14 protein-coding genes, 2 tRNA genes and 1 pseudogene are annotated in these 21,224 nt (G+C 25.0%); 3 read left to right on the top strand and 14 right to left on the bottom strand.

The window, feature by feature from the left end; translation table 11 throughout:
- Position 1: 1 nt before the first annotated feature.
- The 3 genes from NSA50_RS09485 to NSA50_RS19925 form a co-directional block, all read right to left on the bottom strand.
- The gene (locus tag NSA50_RS09485) at positions 2-1,330 is read right to left on the bottom strand and encodes a glycosyltransferase (RefSeq protein ID WP_257444669.1); all 1,329 of its coding nucleotides are present in this window, start codon (positions 1,328-1,330) and stop codon (positions 2-4) included.
- Positions 1,284-2,579: a glycosyltransferase family 4 protein gene (locus NSA50_RS09490; protein ID WP_257444671.1), complete on the bottom strand. Its 1,296-nt coding sequence runs from the start codon at positions 2,577-2,579 to the stop codon at positions 1,284-1,286. The genes NSA50_RS09485 and NSA50_RS09490 overlap by 47 nt, the downstream gene beginning before the upstream one ends.
- A 486-nt stretch (positions 2,580-3,065) precedes the next feature.
- Positions 3,066-3,182, bottom strand: coding sequence for an XdhC family protein (locus tag NSA50_RS19925; RefSeq protein WP_374940971.1), 117 nt, complete (start codon positions 3,180-3,182; stop codon positions 3,066-3,068).
- A gap of 578 nt (positions 3,183-3,760) precedes the next feature.
- Here NSA50_RS19925 and NSA50_RS09495 point away from each other — a divergent pair.
- Positions 3,761-3,946 (top strand): IS3 family transposase, encoded by a 186-nt coding sequence (locus tag NSA50_RS09495; protein WP_257444673.1) that lies wholly within the window; start codon positions 3,761-3,763, stop codon positions 3,944-3,946.
- 168 nt (positions 3,947-4,114) lie between these two features.
- On the opposite strand, the gene NSA50_RS09500 is transcribed toward NSA50_RS09495, so the two are convergent.
- From NSA50_RS09500 to NSA50_RS19930, 5 genes and pseudogenes are all read right to left on the bottom strand, one after another.
- Positions 4,115-5,053 carry an LCP family protein gene (locus tag NSA50_RS09500; RefSeq protein ID WP_257444675.1) on the bottom strand — a complete coding sequence of 313 codons (939 nt, stop codon included), beginning with the start codon at positions 5,051-5,053 and terminating at the stop codon, positions 4,115-4,117.
- A 224-nt stretch (positions 5,054-5,277) separates the two neighbouring features.
- Positions 5,278-6,378, bottom strand: a complete 1,101-nt coding sequence (locus NSA50_RS09505) for a polysaccharide pyruvyl transferase family protein (RefSeq protein ID WP_257444677.1) — start codon at positions 6,376-6,378, stop codon at positions 5,278-5,280.
- A 14-nt stretch (positions 6,379-6,392) separates the two neighbouring features.
- Positions 6,393-7,874 carry a murein biosynthesis integral membrane protein MurJ gene (gene murJ / locus NSA50_RS09510; RefSeq protein WP_257444679.1) on the bottom strand — a complete coding sequence of 494 codons (1,482 nt, stop codon included), beginning with the start codon at positions 7,872-7,874 and terminating at the stop codon, positions 6,393-6,395.
- Positions 7,875-7,895: 21 nt separating this feature from the next.
- Entirely contained in the window at positions 7,896-8,810 is a 915-nt protein-coding gene (locus tag NSA50_RS09515; RefSeq protein WP_257444680.1) for a glycosyltransferase family 2 protein, read from the bottom strand.
- Positions 8,811-9,088: 278 nt separating this feature from the next.
- Positions 9,089-9,417 (bottom strand): annotated as a pseudogene (locus NSA50_RS19930) (IS5/IS1182 family transposase); the annotation flags it as partial.
- 274 nt (positions 9,418-9,691) lie between these two features.
- Between NSA50_RS19930 and NSA50_RS09525 the strand changes: the two are divergent.
- A tRNA-Lys gene (locus NSA50_RS09525) sits at positions 9,692-9,766 on the top strand.
- A 299-nt stretch (positions 9,767-10,065) separates the two neighbouring features.
- Positions 10,066-10,140: transfer RNA gene (locus tag NSA50_RS09530), tRNA-Lys, on the top strand.
- A gap of 335 nt (positions 10,141-10,475) precedes the next feature.
- Here the strand turns inward: NSA50_RS09530 and NSA50_RS09535 are convergent.
- The 6 genes from NSA50_RS09535 to NSA50_RS09560 form a co-directional block, all read right to left on the bottom strand.
- On the bottom strand, positions 10,476-11,402 hold the full coding sequence (locus tag NSA50_RS09535) for an alpha/beta hydrolase (protein WP_257444681.1): 927 nt from the start codon (positions 11,400-11,402) through the stop codon (positions 10,476-10,478).
- Positions 11,403-11,986: 584 nt separating this feature from the next.
- Positions 11,987-12,538: a C40 family peptidase gene (locus NSA50_RS09540; protein ID WP_257444682.1), complete on the bottom strand. Its 552-nt coding sequence runs from the start codon at positions 12,536-12,538 to the stop codon at positions 11,987-11,989.
- Between the two features lie 628 nt (positions 12,539-13,166).
- On the bottom strand, positions 13,167-14,120 hold the full coding sequence (locus NSA50_RS09545) for a polysaccharide deacetylase family protein (RefSeq protein ID WP_257444684.1): 954 nt from the start codon (positions 14,118-14,120) through the stop codon (positions 13,167-13,169).
- A gap of 501 nt (positions 14,121-14,621) precedes the next feature.
- Positions 14,622-14,771: a hypothetical protein gene (locus NSA50_RS09550; protein ID WP_257444686.1), complete on the bottom strand. Its 150-nt coding sequence runs from the start codon at positions 14,769-14,771 to the stop codon at positions 14,622-14,624.
- A 364-nt stretch (positions 14,772-15,135) separates the two neighbouring features.
- Complete coding sequence (mprF, locus tag NSA50_RS09555) at positions 15,136-17,646, bottom strand: bifunctional lysylphosphatidylglycerol flippase/synthetase MprF (RefSeq protein ID WP_257444688.1); 2,511 nt, start codon at positions 17,644-17,646, stop codon at positions 15,136-15,138.
- 302 nt (positions 17,647-17,948) lie between these two features.
- Complete coding sequence (locus NSA50_RS09560) at positions 17,949-21,047, bottom strand: cell wall-binding repeat-containing protein (RefSeq protein ID WP_257444690.1); 3,099 nt, start codon at positions 21,045-21,047, stop codon at positions 17,949-17,951.
- Positions 21,048-21,224 lie beyond the last annotated feature (177 nt).

Below are 21,224 nucleotides of genomic sequence, written 5' to 3' on the forward strand. Positions count from 1 at the left end.
CTTATACCCCTATACTTGTATCTCTCTCTACATTTATATCTTGCTTATATAATAAACTATCATATATCTTTACAAATTTTTCCTTTTCGTTGTTCCAATTATATTTTTCTCTTGCTTCAACACAGTTTTCTTTAAACATTGCGTGTAATTCCTTATTTTCTAATAATGTATTTACAGCCTCTGCTATTTCATTTGGATTATGGGAGTCAATAACTATTCCTATTTGCTCTTCTTTTACAATCCTCTTTATTTCAGGGAAATCACATGCTATTATTGGGACTTTACTCATCATATATTCAAAAAGCTTATTTGAACATGCTGAATAATGATTGAAGCAAACGTTATTTAAGACTTGAAATCCTAAATAAGCATTAGCAGTATAATATTTTAATTCATCCACTGGTACCTTATTTAAAAATCTTACCTTTTCATTAAGATTTCTTTCTTCTACCATTTTCATTATTTCAGATTTTAATTTCCCATCTCCTATAAAAACAGTAATTCCATCATTAAACTTATCTATAGATTCTACTATTTTATCAAGACCTCTACCAACCTGAATTCCCCCTTGATATAGCAAAATTGGTTTATCTTTTGGAATATCTAACATAGTATATAAATCACATTTATTTTCTATAGAATCATCCTTTGTGTAGAACGGATAATTATGTATAACTGCTGGTAACTCTATGTTATATAGCTCTTTAACATATTCTGCCCTTGTTCTAGTTGTCATAATCATTTTATCAATGAACTTAATTAATATCTTTTCTAAATAATAAATTTGCTTTCCATATCCTGTTCTAGAACTTTGAACTTCATGAGAATCATATACTAAATATCGTCTTTTCAAAATTTTACTACATATTATCCCCTGAGGAAGCGTATTTAAATCATTGCTATGATATATATCAGCGTCAAACTTTACCCCTTCAATTATCATATTTAAAAATATATGTACTTTTATCAAAAAAACTCTCACTTTTTTAAGAGACATTAGTAATATCAATAATACTACAGCAAGTCCAATTATTTTACTAAAATAGAAAAGTAGTCCTATAAGAGTAAGTAACGGTATTGTAAAGATCTTATTTTTTTTGATTTTATTTATAATTTTATTAATTAATAATATATATTTAGGATATCTATTCACTCTTACTATATTAAACCCATCTCTATATTCTTTTTTCTTTAATCCTTCTTGTTTTTTATCATGAATAGCTATAAGCTTAACATCATATCCCATTTCAGCTAAGGCAGTACACTCTCTTAATACTCTTGCATCATTGGTAAAGTGATTCCATACAAACATCCCTATCTTCTTTGACATAATCATTTCTCCTTGTAACTTTTTCAATTAAACTTACATATTTAGTAAAATTATTTTCAATACAAAAATTATTCAAGCAATAATTTATACCATTTATCGAATAATCATTTTGTAGTTTACTATCTTCATATATTTTCATAATAGATTTAGCCAATTCAACATGATCATCCGGCTCAACCACTAAACCTGAATTACTCTTTCTTATTACCTCAGCTGCATAACCTTCAACACCTGCTACTATAGGTATTCCTATCCCCATATAATCAATTGCTTTACCTGGTATAACCAAATCAAACCCACTATCTTTTCTTAAATGAGCTAAAGCTACATGACACTTAGCTACTTCTTTAACAACTCTATTCTTAGGCATTGGAGCATATAATTTTATATTTTTCAAATTATAATGCTCTATTAGCGCTGAAACTTTATCCCTTTGTATTCCTGCACCAATTATTTTAAACTCTATTTCTTTAATATGCCTTAAGTTCCTAGCAATCCTTACAAGAGATGTTACATTTTGAGGTAATCCAATCATCCCTGTATATATAACTGTAAACTTCTTGTGTTTTGCTATATTCTGACGTATTTCCTTATAGGCTTCTACCTCTTTAAATTGTAAGCCATTAGGAATAAAGACTATATTTTTCTTATATTTATTTTTAATTAAATAGTCTCTAAATCCATTGCTATTAATTACAATGGCATCAGCAAATTTTAACATTATCTTTTCTAAAATATATCCAATTTTCAATAGGAATTTATTTTTTCTAAATAATCCTATATTTTTTATACATTCTGGCCACAAATCTCTTATATCTAATATATACTTACATCTAAACCTAACTTTAGCTATCCCCCCTAGAAGGCCTACAAAAGGAGATGGAATAGTTGCTATAACTAAGTCATATTTAGTTCTTCTAAAAACAATGGTAAATATATTTTTAAAAAAGAAAAAAATATATTTATATAATCTGACTACAAAATTAGTAGTACTCTTTGCTCTGCTTGTCTTAATCCTATGAATTTTAGATTTTTCATATATGTCTTTTTCTTTTTCTAAATCTCTATATCCATCTTTTTCATACATTTCTTTATTCGGATAAGATGGTTCCGAAGTTACTACGTCAACAATATATCCTTCCTTTTTTAATTGAATTACTAAATTAGTTATCCTATTAGCTCCACTCCCTATTTCAGGATAGAACACCTCCGATATTATTAGAATTCTTTTCATACTTTTATTAATCATACCTAATTTACTCCTAAATATATGATTTTAATTGAATATGATTTAACACGATTATTTTCTATTAAAACTATATATGTAAATTACATAAAATTTTATTAAATTCATTTTAATTATATTAATTTATCATTCAACTTTTGACTTTACTTAGTATATCATATTATTCAACATATTTTAACACATAAATTATAGTTTTTTTTCATAATTTTGTGATATTTTCAAAACATTTTGTACACTTAATTTTAACATTTTACTCATATTTGTTAAATTAAATTTTTGTAAAAAAGATAAATGATGAAATTATATAACATAACTTAATCACTCATCTTTTTAATTTATTAAATTTCTATAATCACATTCATTATTCCACTACATACCATGCCTTTGTCTTCAGCTACATCTCCACTCATATCAATTTGCACTTTTATAAAATTTCATTTTTCTCCACTTTCTATTAAATCTCTTGTCATAAGAATTACCTCACCTTCTCTACCTCCTCCACCTATGCTTAAGTACTCTTCCATCTTCAAAAACTATCATTTTAGCATCTACTCCTCTTGGGGTTGACCCTTCAGTGGATACTACTATAACTAAACTAATACCTATAGACTAGAATATAAATTCAGCAGATATACGAAAGCAACATAATAAGCAAGATTTATTTTCTAAAAATCTAATTTTAAAAGCTTTTACCCGACATGGATACAAAAAAGGGGCTAGACCTATTAAAATGATCTTAGAAAATGAATATAATGTAATTTATAGCTTAAAAAGATACAACGAATAGTGAAAAAATATGAATTTATATGCACATAGAAAAGCTAACCCTTATAAAAATAACAAAAGCAACTAAATAACATAGAACTGTGCCAAATCTTTTAGAAAGAAATTTCAAGAAAAAAACTCCTGGTTTAGTTTTATTAACTGATATTACATATTTGCCATACGACAAAAAACGGTATAGCTTATTTGTCAACCATCCTAGATTCCTTAACAGGTGAAATCTTAACTCATCATATGTCTAAGAGAATCACTTTAGATATAGCGAAAGAAGCAATATTAAAACTAAAAAACAGAAGAAAGTAAAATTAACTGCTAATTCATTTATCCATTCCGACCAAGGATCACATTATACAAGTCTTATATTTCAAGCCTTACAGAGGGAAAACAACTTAAGACGATCTATGTTTCACCGTGGAAACTATTTTGATAACGCCCCGCAGGAATCGTTCTTTGGTCATTTGAAAGACTCTGTTAAATCTAAGAAGTGTAATTCATATGAAGAACTTAAAAACAAAATTAATAACTATATAATTTATTATAATAACTACAGATATAAATGGGATCAAAAAAAGATGACCCCTGTTTAATACAGAAATCATCTTCTTTGTGCATAATCTTTTTATAATATCATTGACATAGATATAGGATTATTTAGTTAGCTCCTTTGTTTTCATTTTTATTTGATAAATTATTATATGAAAACATCAAAACAAAAAACTCTTGAAGCTTTTTATAAAATATTTATAACATATATTTTATTTATCATTAAAAATATAATCTTTAATAGAATTTTTTACTGTTTCTAAATCAAATGTTAAATAATAAATCCCATCTATAGTTTTTCCTTTTCCTTGTTCATCTCTTGGAAATCTATCTTGCTCTAACTCTTTTGAAGCTAGCCTACTAAATTCAGTTCCTAATTTTAATAAATCTGTAGATGATATATTAGTTTTAACATATGGTAAAAATTCATTAACTAATTCTGGATATTTTGTTAATTCAGTATTTTTTAATTTATTAAAAATAGCTTTTATAACTGTTCTTTGTCGCTCCGTTCTTTTATAATCTCCACCGGTAGCATATCTTATCCTAGAATAAGCTAATGCTTGTTTTCCATTTAATAAATGATTACCTGAAGATGATATTCCAGATATATGAGAAACTTCTTCATCAGTTATATCAATATTAACTCCACCTATTTTATTAATAATATTTATAAGTGAACTAAAATTAATTGCTATAACCTCTTTAATATTTAAATCAAAATTTCCATTTAATGTTTTAAGAGCTAATTCAGCACCACCATATGCATAAGCATGATTTATTTTGTCCATTCCATACCCATCAATATTTACATAAGAGTCTCTCATTATAGATGTAAGCTTTATTTTATTATGAATGCTATCTAAAGTTAGTATCATAATTGAATCAGATCTACCAACTAAATCATCCTCACTTGAATCTATCCCAAGTAAAGCTATGTTTCTTATTTCTTTAAACTCTTCTTCTATTTCTGGATTAATCCCAATATTATTAGGTTCAGTATTAACCTCTATTGTCTCCACCTTTTTAAGAATATTATCTATATATAAATATCCAATACCATAAGTTGAAACAATAAGAATCAAGCATATAATTAAACTCCAAATAATAACTTTTCTCTTTCTTGATTTATTTTTTCTATTCTTCCCCATTTTAATTCCTCCTAAATTTACTTTGTAATAATCCACATACTACCATAAATTTTTTAATCATTCTTCTATTAAAGTTTTATAGTTTTAAATCTGCTTCTTTCCGATGCTTTTCCATTGAAGCATAATCTGAATCTCTCATCTACTTCTTATATACTAATTCATTTCTCTTTATAATTCTCTCTACCATATCTTCTAAATAAATTTATATTGCTTTAAATATTTTCCTATTTTATAGAATCATTTAGAAATATATCTAATTTTAGAAAATGATTATTAGAGGTCTTTCTTGCTTTTTCTATATCTAATTTATTCTTATTTGAAAAAAAATCTATGCTTTCAACTTTAAAATCTTCTATATTTTTAATATCTGTATAATCGCCCATAAATTTCAAATCTTTTATAACATTTAACATTTTATTACTATATATCACAGGTAATACATGCTTATTATATACAAACCCTAATATCATCCCATGAAATCTACTACTAACTACTAATTTACTATTATCTATAATTTTTAATGCCTCATCTAAATCACCTCTATAGTTATAAGTACTTATTTTACACTTATATTTTTTATCAACTATAGAAATGATTTTCTGAATTGCCTCTTCATCACCTTCTCCTTTACAGAAGGACATTAAAGTAACATCCATTCCATCCTCTATTAATCTCTCTGATATTTCTTTCATCTTTTTATAATAAATATCATCATATCCATCTACACCTTTTAAAGATGGTTTTATTACTGATATAAGTGCATTATTATTTTTCTTCTCTCCTTTTTCATCTTTTCCCTTTATTCCAAATATAATATCATCTGCTATTCTTACATTAGGTAAATCTTTAAATTTATTAAATGAATATTTATCTCTAAAACAAATATCTGAATACTTTCTAAATAACTCTTTATGCAACTCATAATATTCATTATCTGTATATGGCCCAAAATTAGCTCCTAATAAAAATACTTCTTTCCCTTCAATAACCTTAGGTTTAGTTATCAAATCAAATTTATTTCTCCAAGAATTATTTTGAATAAATAATGATCCACCTATTTGTACAATAGCATCAACATCCATTGATAATTTTCTATCTAAATAATTTACCCTGTTGATTTTTCTACATATAAATCCCCATGCCCTATTAAATATCTTATCTGAAGGTATTACCTTCAAGTTATTAATATTTTCAAAAATCTTTTTATATATTTTTGGTGCATATATTATAAAAATACTACTATTATATCTTTCACATAATATTTTAATAAATAAATCATCGCCTAAATTCACTTTAGTATACGCAAATATTCTTACTCTCTTCATTTTTCCCCTATCTATCATAACTTATATTTTAGTATTTTATTTTTTAAAATATTTAAAATAACAATATAAATAAATACTGTTATTATAGATGTTATAAGTATATTTATCAATATATTATTAATTAAAACTACACTTTGTAAATATTTAACTATTATTAAAGTCATTATAGCTGCTACTAAAACCCTTGAATTTTTTATAAAAAATTTAAAAGTATTAACTTTTACTCCAAATTTTTTTTCAAGTTTGATGCTTATAGTAATAAATGAGACTATACTACTAATAGTCGTTCCTAAGACTACACCATATAGCCCAATAAATTTCGAAAGAATCACGCTTATTATAATATTTAATAAACTTATGAATAAACTATTAGTAAATGGTGTATATGTATCATTATTAGCATAAAAATATTTATATATAATGTTTCTTGATGCACTTATTGGAGTAGCAATAACATATATTAATGTGCATGTATATACTACCTCTATTGCTAAGCTAGTAAAATTACCTCTATAGTATAAAATTTTTAATAAATCCTTTCCCACTACAAAAAAACCTATTACAACTAAAAATAATATAGAATTTATTATAGTTATATATTTTAAAATATTTTCTTCTGATTCATTAATCTCTATATCTTTAACTATTTTAGGAAATAAAAATGTTATAATATTCCCTACTATTATCGCATTTATCATTCCTATTATATTATTTGAATAATTTAAAATCGAAATTTGCCCCACGCCCAGTCCTGATGCAATTAACGTATCAATCATTAGAGATATTTGATATACTCCTGTGCTAAAAATAATTGGTATAAAATTTTTAAGTAGTTTTTTTAATTTTTCATCTTTATAATTAAATTTAATTTTAAACTTAAATTTACTTGTTTTAATCATTAAAATATACTGTAAAACAACGTTTATTATAGCTGTTATATTTATTATTAAAGCATATTCATATATATTAACTTGGCTATTTATAATAATAATAGTTGTTGATATAGCGGTTGTAATTAATATTGCTAGCTTTGATTTATTAAATTGATTATTTATTTGTAAAACTGCATTTGATAATCCTAAATATGTAGTTAAATACTGTGATATTAGTAATATTCTAAGTATATTACTGCTTAATTCAATAAAATATTCATTCTTATTATTAGATGTAATACTTATAATTTGTTTATTAAACAATAAAAAGACTATTAATAAAAAAGTACCTGCACCATAAACTATTGTTAAAAATGAATTTATTGATTCTTGTCGTTCTTCTTTATTTAAATTCGGTATCAATACTGTTGTGACACCTGTTGTTATAAAACTAAAAATTAAAACTGCCATTGTATTTGCAAAATTAAACGCGTCTAGCTCTACAGACACACCAAAATTTGATGCTACTATTGATACTCTAAATAATGTAAATAATTGCGTCAAAAATGTAATCATAATCATTATTAAAAGTTTCTTATATATATTTTTATTTCTTATCTTCATATCGCTTTCCTTCCTATAAAGCTACTTTAATTTCATTATGTTTATCATAGTTTTTAATATATATTTTGTTTTTTCTCCCAAATTACTATTACTATCCTCATGAAATAAATTTTTTATTACCAAAGCTACTCCATAAAAATATCGTTTATTTATTGCAATTTTATTTTTAATACTATAACAATCTATCTCTTTCAAATATTTTTTCATTATCAATTTTCTTTCTAGTATCACTGAATACATATCTTCTATATACTTTGACGTTATATTACTATTACAATTAGTATAAGTGCAGTATATATATAATAACTCTTTACAAAATGCTACCTTTTGAATGTACTTCAAATATTCAATATTAAAATAAAAATCTTCTCCTGTCGTCAATTTATCAATAAATAGAATATTATGTTTCTGTATTATTTCTCTAACATATAACTTATTCCATAAAGGATTTAATAATCTATTATTTAAAATTTCTCCATAATATTTTTTTAATTCTGCTACTTCTATAAAATCCTTAATCTCTAATCCATAGTTTTTTTCTTTTATATCTACTTCATCTATAATTTTTCTTTTAACAAAACCACAAATACATAGTTGACTTTCTGTTTTTTTTATTTGTGAATAAAGTCTCATATACATATCTTTATCTATTTCATCATCACTATCTACAAACCCTATATATCTACCTTTAGCTTGAGTTAGTAATATATTTCTAGTATTAGCGACTCCAGTATTTCTTTTATTTATTATTCGAATTCTTCTATCCTTCTCCGATAACTTTTTACATATTACATCTGTCATATCTGTTGAGCCATCATTTGCAATTATCAATTCCCAATTTTTAAAACTTTGCTTTATTATAGTATCTACTGTTTTTTCTATAAACTTTTCTCCATTAAATACTGGCATTAAAATACTAATTTCTATATCATTCATAAACTTATTTACCTTCCTATATAAAATAATACTATATCCCCTATTCTATTATTTTTATTTTAATTATTTTAATAAGCATTTTACTTCTTTATCATAATAATAATAAAAAAAAAAAGTAGTCTTAGTTCTTAAATCACGTTTAATTATCCCTAAATTTATAAAGAAGGTTTTATATTATACACATACTATCATTTTCAAAAATAAATTGAATGTTATAAAAAGTAACTAACTGAATGATTATGAAAACTCACTGTTAAAAGCAGAGTTTTTCTCTATTATTACGGATAAAACTTATATATAATATCATAGAAAATAATATAAATATAATCTAAAAATAACATAGATAATCTTATTGCTATCTTTTCATATTCTGTATTTATATATTTAGTAGTCATTACTCTGATACTTTTTCACATCCGCGAAAGTGAGCATAGCATAGCATAGCATAGCAAAGCCAATTCAGATTTTTTGAGTCTACGAAGATTTTCTCAACTATTCCTTTTCTTATATAATAAATTGCTTTTCCCTTCTCAGTTATAAAAAAGTTCTTATTATCATCTTTATGAATTTCCCAAACATGTCGTCTAATCATTTTATATTTAACTTTTCTCTATCTAAATTTACATCAATACCTAGTTGTTATATGTACTCTTTAGGTATTACTTTAACTTCAAATTTTTCAAAATTACGCTTATTATCATTAGCTTTTATATATTTTGAATCAGAGTAAAAACTCTTATCCCTTCTAACCCTTTCTCCATAGTTTGAAGAACTATATTATCAAATATTTTTGTGGAGTGTCTATATCTTTAACTAGTTATCTTAGTCTAAAAATAAATATTGACTTTATCATTATAATGGTATAAAATAATAATTGTCAGGCGCCCTTAACTCAGAGAAAGAGTACCTAGCTTTTTACTAGGGAGTCCGGGGTTCAAGTCCTTGAGGGCGCACCACTCTAAAAAAAGAACAATTTGTATTGTTCTTTTTTTTATTCAATTCTTTATTAAATTATAAATGTCCTTTTTTAGTTTTTTAAGCTAAATACTACTCATTCTTATTAGTCTTATATATTTCACAAATTTATATTTTGAATCAGAGTAAAAACTCTTATCCTACCTAACCCTTTCTCCATAGTTTGAAGAACTATATTATCAAATATTTTTGTGGAGTGTCTATATCTTTAACTAGTTATCTTAGTCTAAAAATAAATATTGACTTTATCATTATAATGGTATAAAATAATAATTGTCAGGCGCCCTTAACTCAGAGAAAGAGTACCTAGCTTTTTACTAGGGAGTCCGGGGTTCAAGTCCTTGAGGGCGCACCACTCTAAAAAAAGAACAATTTGTATTGTTCTTTTTTTTATTCAATTCTTTATTAAATTATAAATGTCCTTTTTTAGTTTTTTAAGCTAAATACTACTCATTCTTATTAGTCTTATATATTTCACAAATTTTCCTTATACTATTTTATACTCATACTGATTATTCACATTAACTATATACAATTAGTTAATACTAATATTGTATTTTTAATTCAGCTCATTTACTCCTATATATATTCTAAAATTACCTATTAAATTATTTTTTATACACTCCCGTTATTCAGGAAAATACTTCTTTTTTATAATAAATCCCTATATAATATATTATATTATATTAATTATTTATTTTTAATAATACTTTTACACATATTATAAAAGGTATCGACTTCTTCTATATTAGGCATATGAGCCGAACATTTGAATTTATATATATTTTTTTTAGGTGCCTTAATAAATCTATAATACTCTTCTATAAGCTTAGCTGGCGTATGATAATCGTTATCTCCTACACAAAAATATATAGGAACTTTAATTTCCTTAATTTCTTGAAATAGATTTATTGAATATAACTCTTCATACATAAATCTTTTACATCTAATCATCCCTATTAAAAATCTTATCCAATCTAACATACTATAATATTCTAAAGAAAAGCTTTTTAAAATAAATTTCATTTTACTTAATTTAAAAATATCACCTTTATACTTAGATATAATTTTTTCCAAAGCATTTATATCTAATTTATTTTTATATGGCGGCTCACCTAATTTATATAATTTTCTAATTATATTTTTATCATTATATTCTTTTGTTATAGCACTTAAATAGTTATAACTTATCTTATCTCCCTCATTTATATCTACTATCTGTCCTATTGATATAAATCCTTCTATATATTGGGGAATCCTCTTTACTACTCTGATTCCAATTATAGTTCCAAAAGAATGCCCTACTAAATAAATTTTTTTTACATTAAATCTCTTAAGTAAAACTTCTATTAAACATTCAGTATCCTTAACAATATTCTCTATTGTTAATTCATCTCTTGAAAATTTTTTTATATTTGATTTACCTGCCCCTCTTTGATCCCAATTTACAATTAAAAATTCCTTTTCTAATTTATTTTGGTATTTCCTTATAAACCCACTCTGTGATGTTCCTGGACCTCCATGTAAAAATAACATTACTGGCTTCTTTTCATTTCCAGATATTAAAATATATTGTTCTAATCCTCTTATTAAAATATATTCACTTACTTGTAGCATAAAACACTCCTTCAAGAATTATTATTCTAATTTTCTAACTCTAGTTTAATATAGTTATTTTTACTCATATTCAACTATATATATATTTCAATATTATCTTGTAATTTAATAATAACTATATTTTATTACAATACTATGTCATTATTATCTAATTTTTTTATTACTTTCATATATTACCTAAAGGTATTAAATATATTTATCTCTCGAATTACACTAAATATCCTTTTTTAACCCTACCAATAATATTAATTTATTAATCTCCACTTTTTATTTGTATCTCTATATTCTACATACTCACCTTCATATTTTACTTATTCTTGTAAAACTAAAATCATTAATATTTAATCTGAAAACACTCTTATGATATATAGGCTACCATAAGCAAACTAAAAATAATAAAAAAGGTTATTATATATTACATAATAACCTTTTTTTCTCATTCAAAGCGTATCTTTAATTATTTTTGAGATTTCATAATTATTTTATAATATCATCTTTATTAAAAAATTTTTTTGATAATCTATTCTTTTCTCATTTTAAGACTATTTTTAATATAAATTTTATTAAGTATTTACTTTCAAGCTCTATATTGCATTATAGATATCTCCATTATACTCACAGGCTAGCCCTTCATAAATAAATTCTTTTAACTCAATATTTAATAAATCACTAGGCTTTATAAGGCCTGGTTTTTTATCTGTTTTATAAATATTACTCTTTATTAATAAATATGATATAAATTCTGAACAAAAATAGCTATTTTTTAAAGACATAGGTCTATTAATAACAACTCCAAATAACCCAATAATATTATATCTATATTTTTTCTGATCCTTTAAAAATTTTTCAACCTCTCTTTTTAAAAGGATAAATTCAGTATCATCTATATAAATTTTATAAATTAAGCAAGTACTCTTTCTAAATTTTTTATAAACTCCATCATATAAATTTTCTACTACAAATCCACCTATAAAAGGATTATTCGGAAATATTCTTCCAAATGAATACATTTTTTTAAATGAGTCATCAAAACTTAATGAAATATGTACATATGGATCCCTTGAATAAAATTTTATACATCTAGAGAGAAAAGTTCCTGTATTAGAAAAAATTAGATATACCTCTTTACTTTTCATTATATCATTTCCTCCGTATGCATATAATGTAATTAAATATTATATAATTACATAAAACTTAAAATCTCAATATAATAGTACCTAAAAATATAGTACCATTCTATTTATTACCTAAAAATAACCTTTACTATCATATATGAATTCGACTTATTTAAATATAATAATTATTATTTTAAAATAGCCTTCAATAATTTCATATTTTATTCTTCTAAGTTATTTTATCTTTCTTATAATATATTTTCGAAATCATTCGATTTTTTCATCTCTTATATTTTACTCTTCTTCCCTCTCTAACTCCTTCATCATTTGTTATACTCTCTTTTAAATTGCTCACATATTCAATAAATAACTCTCTTTTTTCTTTTACATTCTTTCTTCAGCTCTAATTTCATTACTCTCACTTCTATATCACTCAAGTCCAAAATTTAAATTCTAATAACACGATACCTATATAAATACTTATACACATTAATACCATATACAATTTTTATATCATTAACTCAAATAAAAGATGTTGCTAAAAAAGTTTTAAATTAAGATTTTTTATTTTTACTAACAATATGTTCACAAAAGGAAAATCTCTTTTACATATTAATTTAACCCTAATTTTTTATTTATGTTACTATCTCTATTTTAAAGTCTTAAATTCAAAACCATTATGCTTAAAATATTCTATTACCAGTGGCAATGACTTAACAGTTTCTTCTTTACCATAAGTATCATGCATTAAAAGTACAATACTATCTGCTTCTGCTCCTAAAGCTTCTACAGTATTCTTCACTTCACTTAATAATTGTTCAGCATTTTTCATGCACCCTTCTGCATCCTTATTCAAAGCATTCCAAAATATATCTACATACCCCTTATCAAGAAGTACTTCTTTAATTTCTTCTCTTCCATCCCAACTCCAATATCCCCCTGGAAATCTTATAACTCTAGTAAAAAAATCTTTTCCTAAAATACTCCTCATTAATTCATTATTCTTTTCTATGTCTTTAATAAAATTCTCCACATTTATAACTCCATTAGGATATAAATTATTATAGTCATGACTATATGTATGATTTGCCACAGCATGTCCATTTTTTACAATATCTTTCAATATTTTTTTTGAATCATCATTCTTCGCTATAGATTTTCCTAAAATACAAAACGTTCCCTTAACATTATATTCATCTAAAACTTTCAATACTTCTGGAGTATTCGTTATCGATGGTCCATCATCAAATGTTAAATACACAACTTTTTTTCCATCTGTTCTTACTGGATACCTCTTCCTTCCAGTTACTAATGCATTTATGTTCTCTGATACAACAACTGCATCCTCCGCATTAATGTCTTCTTCAAGAGATAAGTATCCACTATTATCTCTTTTAAGATCTTCTATCTCTAAAGTTTCATCTTTATCACTCTGAGTTTTATCTAAATTCTTATCATTTTCCATTCCTGACTGTTCTATATTTCTCTTTACTTCAGCATTTACACTATCACGCCCATTATTACTATTAAATCTTGATATTATTCCAGATCCTCCTATTAAAATCAATAGAATTAAAACTATACGTAAAATTATTTTTATCATTTAAATTAAAACTCCCATTCCATAACTATAGTTATTCATAAATATAATTTTTTTACACATCTCAATTCTGGATTCATTTAAATTAGTAAAGGCCTCTCCCAATTATCTTGAAATTATATATTCTCTAAAATATGACTATCTTTATTATCTATTCAAAAAAGTTTAAACTCTAAATAATTATCTAGGTTTATTTTAACAAAAATATTTATAAGTATTGTACTAATCACTATTATTAAAGCAACTGATATCATAAAAATAAATTTTTATCAATTCTTCAATCATATATCTCCTCAAGTATATATCCATTATCTGTTCTTAAAATATTAACATCAGATTTCAATGATAATATATTACTCTTTAAATATAAGATATAGATATTTATTACACTTTCATCTACAAAATTATACATTCCTCAAGAATTGGAATGATTTAGTCAGATAATCATCCGAATAAGCATTTAATCCATCCACTTTATCATCAAATTAATCTTTTGCTAATAATCTAATTTTCATTTTCTATCAAACCTCTAATTATTTGTAAAGCTATATCTATTAAGCCTATTTCCTCAACACAACGCTTTAATTCATTAGTGAATATTTCTTCATTTTTTATAGTCACTCTATATTTTAATTGATATTCTAAACTTGCCAAACATTCCATTCCTATTCATCTAAGGTGTCAATCATACTCTGTTCAGATTTTATTCATCCTTTAAAGTATCCAACTGACTCCCTATTTTTCTCTAATACATATTGCTTACGTAAATATGTTATATCATTTATTACTATAAACGACTATCTTCCATTATAAGATAGTCACCATAAAATTCTCTGTCTAAATTAGATATATTTTTAACTTAAAAATTTATTTTTCTCCCTCTTAATAATTTAATAATAAATATCTTAAAAACTTCTAAATTAGTTGTTTTTATATTACTCTATCTATGATATTTAAAATTTTTATTTCAGTAACTTTCTAATATATTCTCATATATTAGATATAAAAAATTATATATTTAACTCTTTCTTTTTTTAGATATTATTCTCATAAGTTGTATTATTGTTATAATTACTGAGCTTCCTTTCTTATATGCTAAATACCTATCATCCCACTTAGACGCATACTTATCCTTAAACCTTTTTAACCCCTTGAATGAATAGAAGCTATTTCCATAAACAAATATCTGATATGCAACCTGCTCTCTTAAAAATGCATATTTGCTTCTACCTACATCAGCTAATGGTGCAAGTCCTAAGTTAAAATATTCAAATCCATTTTGCTTTCCATATAAAAATATATTTGCAAACATATAATCCATTATTCCATTAACTTCAACTTTTTTAAATCTCATAAGGTCTACAGATAATGTTTTATCATCATACATAGGCATTATAGATGCAAAGCCTTTTAACTCACCTTCTGAATTTCTTACTGTAACTATTTTATCCCTCTCTATATATTCTCTATCAAGAAATCCAACACAAAATCCCTTTTCAACTTGTCCATTAAGCCATTCATCAGATACATCTTTTAATTCCTCAAATAAATTACTACTTAATGGAGGGCTAACTACAGAAAATTTATACCCAGCCTTTTCAATTCTTCCGATTGCTTGTCTGTTACTCTTATTCTTTTTTCCCTCTAACGAAAACTTATCTAGTTCAATTATTGCATCTTGACCTATTTTCATAAATTCATACCCTAAATCATGAAGTTCTGGAATAATATCTGAATCTATTCCACAAAACGCTAATGTATATCCATATAAATCAGCTTTTTCTAAAAATTCTCTTATTGCATCAAAAAACTCTTTCCTATTACCAACTGGATTTCCTAATATTATAATTTTATCTCCTGAAATCTGATATTGAAAAAGTACATCTTCATTTTCATTTATATAAATATACTTATCGTCTAAAAATACATAATGTATAAGTCTAGATCCCCCATATTTTTGTATTAATTCTTCTACTCTCTCTATATCTAATTTTTCCTTAGGAAATTTATTAAATTTATTGAATTTAAGAAAAAATATTACTAATAATATAGAACCTATAGCACCTGTAATACCTAAACATATTTCTTTATTTTTATAAGCCTCAAAAGCCAAAATTAAATTTTCTAACTCTGCCTCTACAATATATTCTCTCTCCATTTTATTTGTTAAAAGAATATATAGCGACAGTATTATTAAAATAAAAATAATACACTTTATAGCACTTTTCCAAGTAAAAATAAATCCTTTTCTATAAAATCTCTTTCTGCTAAAAATAATTAAAACCCACGTAATTGCCAATAAAATATACTCATGATAAATATACTTATCAAAAAACACACCAAATGTAATCGCTCCTAATACTCCTATCATTGCATAGTATATAACTCTTGATTTAGATGAAATCAGAGTTGATATTACTATTAAAATGAATCCTAAAAAAACACTTATAAATATCGAAAAAATTGCTATATCTATATTTAATATTTTATCTTTATCTGGTAAATATCTTTCTACATAACTATAATCAAAAAAAATTAAATATAACCCATTAGCTAATATCAGCATACTTAAGGTAAACTGAGCTATCTTAGAATTTATTCTAGATATTACTTCTCTTGCCTCATGATTTATTTTCATATATAAATCTATTACAAATAGAGCTATTCCAATAATTATAGGAACTACATAATAACTTAATCTATATAAAAGAATTAATAACAATACTTGTTCTGATGGAATATTAAACTCTTTTAACCCTAATAGTAATGTTAAATCAAAAGATCCAAATCCTCCTGGAATCATACTGATCATTGCAAATATTATAGCCATAACATAAATTGGGAAAAATTGTGTTATTGTTATATTTATTTTTAAAATTTTAATTAACCCATAAATCAACACTATTGTCGTGCACCATTCTAAAATTGAAATAGACATTATTTTTAATATAAAAAAATAATTTTCTTTATTTCTATTTTTATATAATATATATGTTGCCCAACATAAAATTATTGGTATATATAATCCTATTGCAGTTGATATCCCAAAAACAATATCAAGTTTTCTTTCACCAAATATATTCCAAATAGAATATATTAAACACACTAACGAAAATCCCGACAAATTTAATCCAACAACTTTTGATACTTCTTTAACTAATTTTGATGAATCTTCCACATAGTCTCTATAAAAATAATTTTTTAAAAATATAGCTGTACTTCCCCCAAAACCAGCTATATTTGCTATAGAACTCGCAATCCATGAATATTTATAAACTTGTTTCCAACTTAATTTGATACCTACTTTCTTTTTAATTAATAAATCATAAAAGGTTAATGGTACATACGATATTATTCCTAATATAGCAATAGTAAATATGTTAAAATTTTTAAGTCTATCTGAATATGTATAAAACAACTCCTTATCTATATTCTTAAAAATCATATATAATTCTCTAAATGCAAAAAATAAAATAACACTAATAACTACTATTTGAATAACTTTTACAACTTTTTTATTTATTTTCATTAATTTAACACCTTTCTAAAATTAGTATTTTATTTTATACATAGACACAAATACTAAATTTTTTATTTTCTTATAGTTTAAAGATTAGTAAAAACATATAAAAACTCTATAATTTATTTTCCACTCCTTACTAATATATTTTGTTAACAGTTTTTCCTTATAAAATAAATATTTTTATAATTCTTTTCTTCTTTATTCTAATAAAAATAATACTTCCTTAATAAAAAACTCCTATCACTTTTCATTCCTATATTATCTAGACTATCATTTTCACATTGCAGTCCAATCTACTTTTATATAAATTATTTTTGATTTAATTCATTCAATATAGAGTCTGGTACAACGCCTATCCCACCTAATGCAATTAGATTAGTTTTATTTAATCTACTTACTATTTTTTTAGTCGATTTATCTATCCTATTTCCTACAAATACTATTGGTGATTTATTTTTTCCTGCTAATGCACTTCCTGCTAATGAATCTGGAAAATCTAGTCCTGTTGCTACATATACACTATTTCCAGTAAATAACTTTTCAAATTCGTTTATTACAGCTGCATTCGTTTCATATCTATTAGCTCCTGAAAGTCTTTTATATCTATTTCCAATTATTTTATCTATTTCATTACCTACGACTTTATCCCCGCCTATCTTATAGCATCCTTCTTGTGCTCCTAATAATCCTAAAGCCCCTGAATCACTAATACTATCTCCCTCTGTTAAAACTATAGGCGATCCTGTCAGTGCAGCTATTGGTGCTACAGATAACGCATCTGCAAAATCCTTTCCTGTAACTGCAAAAGCATAAGGGTATTTGTTTGTAGAAATTGAAGCTACTACCATTGTTGATGTTTCATATCTAGTTCTTCCACCAATTCTTTTTACATTATATTTCCCCAAAATACTTTTAACATTATCTTCAATTCCTTTCGATACTACTCCTGTACCTCCAACTATTATTGCTTTACTAAACTCTCCACTATTTAGTGAATCTATTGTATTTCTATCTAATTCATTATTTACTAAATGTATTTCAGCATTATGATGTTTTATCAATGCTGTTGCACTTAATGCATCTGCAAAATCCTTCCCTGTTACTAATATAAGTGTATCTGACTTCATTTTATTATTTATTATTGCTGCAGTTTCATATCTAGTCCTTCCACCTAATCTGCTTATTGTCATACTTTGTGATTTCACAGTTACATTAATAGTCTTAGTAGCTCTATTTCCATCACTATCAATAACTTCATATTTGACACTATATATTCCTTCTAATGGATTTATTTGATTTAAACCTCCTGTACTTTCTATAGTTATATTAGATTTTATATTACCATCCTCATAATCTATCGCATTTAAATCAATTCTTGAATCTGTTAATAAATTTAATTTTTCTCCTACTACTATTGTTACATTATTTGCAGATATCTCTGGTAACCTATTTGTCACCGTTACAATTCTCTCAACAACTGTAATATTTCCATCACTATCAATTGCTTCATATTTTATTTTATATTTCTCATCATATCCTGGTTTAGGTTTTCCTACCTGTCCTACTACTTTTATCTTTGTTTCATCTATTATATCCTTATCATCTTTTACTGTTATCCCGTCTAATAAATTTTTATTAAACTTATCAACTTCACTAACTTTTATTATAATATCATTTGCACCTTCTATAACTGGAGGCTTTGAATTTATTAATTGTCCAATTTGAATTTTTTTCGAAATAACTTTTCCAGTTTTATGAGTAACCGTCATAGTAATTTCTCCAGAAAATCTAGTATTATAAATATTTAATACCACTCCTTGTTCCTCTAAATAAATTCCTAAATCCATATCCCAATTATTATTACTATCTAAAATAGTCCCATCTGGCTTTCTAAGAGTTACTGTAAAATCTCCCCAGTCTTCACCAAATGGTATATAATCTTTATCTTCTTCATTAATATACTCAATCGGATATATATAATCTTTATCTTCTTCAGGTACTAAAATTTTATCCTCTGTTATTCCAGTCCATCTAAAATCCTTAAAAATATTCTTTTCCCTAATAGCTGTCCAAGTAGTTCTATATGAATCGCTAATATTCTTCTGTAATTTATAATCTGATTGTGAATATGAAGGATTTATTACAAAATTACCTGTTGCATTCTCTTTTGCTTTAATATATACATGATTTTCTTTTAAAGGAACTTTATTAATATTACTCTGACTATTTAATCTTGTTATACCTTTAACATCATCACTTATATCAAGCATCTGCTTATCATGTAAAAATACAGTTCCGCCTACTAAATCCTCACTATAGTTTTTATTAATATCTCCAATAAATTCGCCCTTTACTTCTACATTCCCATTAACTTTTCTAAAATCCAATAGAGCACCCCTGTTAATAATAAGATTATTTATTCTAAAATCTTTACTATTTCTAAGCGATATTCTTGCATTACTTTCCAAAGTTAAATTTCTCACTCCATCAAATAGGCAATTTTCTCTATCAGTATTCTCTTTTATGTTTACATCAACATTACCATTATTATTCTTAGTATCAACTTCTCTAACATTACTCTTATTATAAATATTAATTACAACATCACCATTAAAAGAATTCATTATCCCACCAGCGTAAATAGTATTTCCAATCACTGTCCCATTAATATTAATTTCTGCTGGGTAGCTCCTTTCCACCCAATAATCTCCTACATATACTCCTGCAAATTCTGTTCCATTATTTGGATTTTTCACCTCAAGAATAGCCTTAGGTCCTACAGTATCCTCTCCTAAAAATGTTCCTCCACAAATATATGGTCTATAATCACGCTGAAAAGCAGCAGTATTAATACGTGTATCTACATTATCTAATGTCAATTTATTTCCTGCCAAATAAATAGTTCTTCCACTTCTAAATGCTGTTCCTTCATCTACAGGAGTTTGAGGTAATCCTGGATCAGGTACTCCAGGCATTAATTCATTAGATGCCCAAAACTCCATTCTTATATTTTTAAAAATAACATCTTCACTTAGCTGAATTGGAGCTCTTGTCATAAATACCGAGTTATCATCTACCCCTTCAATAGTTACTTCTTTATTTATAATAAGTGGAAGTGGTAATAAACTTGGATGCTCTTCATACTTCCAATAACTAAGAGTTCCAATAATTTTGATAGTCCCGCCTACATCTACATTCTTAAGTGCTGTTTTAATATTTAGATAAGGATTATTTTCTGACCCATCTCCAGCACTCTCGCTTCCTTGCCCTTTAGTAAGAAAAATAACTTTCTTTGATTTTTCTTTCTCATCACTAGATTTATTAATAGCAAATGAACTAACTGTAGAATTAAAGATTAAAATTATTACACACAGAAAAGATATTATAACATTCTTACCATTTCTCATAATCCTCCTCCTAACAAACTATTTTACTCTTACCTTTTAATTTTAATAAATATTTACTTTCTTTATTATTAGGCTTTTCTCCCTAATAAAAGTTACTCCTAATATCTCTTTCAAGACTAACTTATAAATCATTATCCTCAATATAACTTCTATGATAATCATACATATAAGAGTTAT

Source organism: Clostridium mucosae, from assembly GCF_024622765.1.
Lineage (GTDB): Bacteria > Bacillota > Clostridia > Clostridiales > Clostridiaceae > Clostridium.

What these genes read in the sequence shown, in the direction of transcription:
- NSA50_RS09490 (WP_257444671.1), bottom strand. Translation starts at nt 2,579, where the DNA reads ATGATTAATAAAAGTATGAAAAGAATTCTAATAATATCGGAGGTGTTC.
- NSA50_RS09560 (WP_257444690.1), bottom strand. Translation starts at nt 21,047, where the DNA reads ATGAGAAATGGTAAGAATGTTATAATATCTTTTCTGTGTGTAATAATT.
- murJ (WP_257444679.1), bottom strand. Translation starts at nt 7,874, where the DNA reads ATGAAGATAAGAAATAAAAATATATATAAGAAACTTTTAATAATGATT.
- NSA50_RS09535 (WP_257444681.1), bottom strand. Translation starts at nt 11,402, where the DNA reads ATGCTACAAGTAAGTGAATATATTTTAATAAGAGGATTAGAACAATAT.
- NSA50_RS09505 (WP_257444677.1), bottom strand. Translation starts at nt 6,378, where the DNA reads ATGAAGAGAGTAAGAATATTTGCGTATACTAAAGTGAATTTAGGCGAT.
- NSA50_RS09495 (WP_257444673.1), top strand. Translation starts at nt 3,761, where the DNA reads ATGTTTCACCGTGGAAACTATTTTGATAACGCCCCGCAGGAATCGTTC.
- mprF (WP_257444688.1), bottom strand. Translation starts at nt 17,646, where the DNA reads ATGAAAATAAATAAAAAAGTTGTAAAAGTTATTCAAATAGTAGTTATT.
- NSA50_RS09500 (WP_257444675.1), bottom strand. Translation starts at nt 5,053, where the DNA reads ATGGGGAAGAATAGAAAAAATAAATCAAGAAAGAGAAAAGTTATTATT.
- NSA50_RS09485 (WP_257444669.1), bottom strand. Translation starts at nt 1,330, where the DNA reads ATGTCAAAGAAGATAGGGATGTTTGTATGGAATCACTTTACCAATGAT.
- NSA50_RS09545 (WP_257444684.1), bottom strand. Translation starts at nt 14,120, where the DNA reads ATGATAAAAATAATTTTACGTATAGTTTTAATTCTATTGATTTTAATA.
- NSA50_RS09515 (WP_257444680.1), bottom strand. Translation starts at nt 8,810, where the DNA reads ATGAATGATATAGAAATTAGTATTTTAATGCCAGTATTTAATGGAGAA.
- NSA50_RS09540 (WP_257444682.1), bottom strand. Translation starts at nt 12,538, where the DNA reads ATGAAAAGTAAAGAGGTATATCTAATTTTTTCTAATACAGGAACTTTT.